The following is a 638-nucleotide window of genomic DNA, read 5'->3' on the forward strand; positions in this document are numbered from 1 at the left end:
GTCCAGCCATAGAAATCCTGTTCATATAAACTTTGCATGATTGATTTTTCCTGAATTTAATAATATCATAAATTGGCGATCGCTTTTTTCTATTGTCTCTTAAACTTTAGCAGGTCGAGTCATCGAGATCTAGTTGGAGGGAATTAGTTTTCCTCTAACTCAATATTAGGTTCTCCTGGGTAAAAGCGATCGCTCAAAATGTCATCCATTAAATAAGGACAATTTTCAGGAAAACGGTTAAATGGTAAATTCGTTTCTGCGGCTGCTAAATCTCGACCATTTTCATAAGTTTCTGGTAAAATTTCAGGCAAATAAGGTTTAAGGCTAGGATTATCTTTAAGCAACCTTAAAATATCGCGTCTTTGTACTCGAATGGTTGCTAACCAACTACGACTGCGTTTTGTGGGTTGATATTCCCATTTTAATAAATGAGCAATTAAAATACTCAATCTGTTTCTTAATTGTTGGCGTTCCTGTCTTCCCAAAGATTCTATTTCCTCAATTAAATTGTTCAGATCCAGGTGATGCCATTGTTGTTCACGGAGTAACTGAGCTTGCTTTTGTGTCCAGCCATAGAAATCCTGTTCATATAAACTTTGCATGATTGATTTTTCCTGAATTTAATAATATCATAAATT

General features: G+C 34.8%; 1 protein-coding gene. It reads right to left on the reverse strand.

The window, feature by feature from the left end; genetic code table 11:
* Window positions 1-143: 143 nt before the first annotated feature.
* Window positions 144-602 carry a DUF29 domain-containing protein gene (locus PL9214_RS29800; RefSeq protein ID WP_072722828.1) on the reverse strand — a complete coding sequence of 153 codons (459 nt, stop codon included), beginning with the start codon at window positions 600-602 and terminating at the stop codon, window positions 144-146.
* Window positions 603-638 lie beyond the last annotated feature (36 nt).

This window comes from Planktothrix tepida PCC 9214 (assembly GCF_900009145.1).
Classification (GTDB): domain Bacteria; phylum Cyanobacteriota; class Cyanobacteriia; order Cyanobacteriales; family Microcoleaceae; genus Planktothrix; species Planktothrix tepida.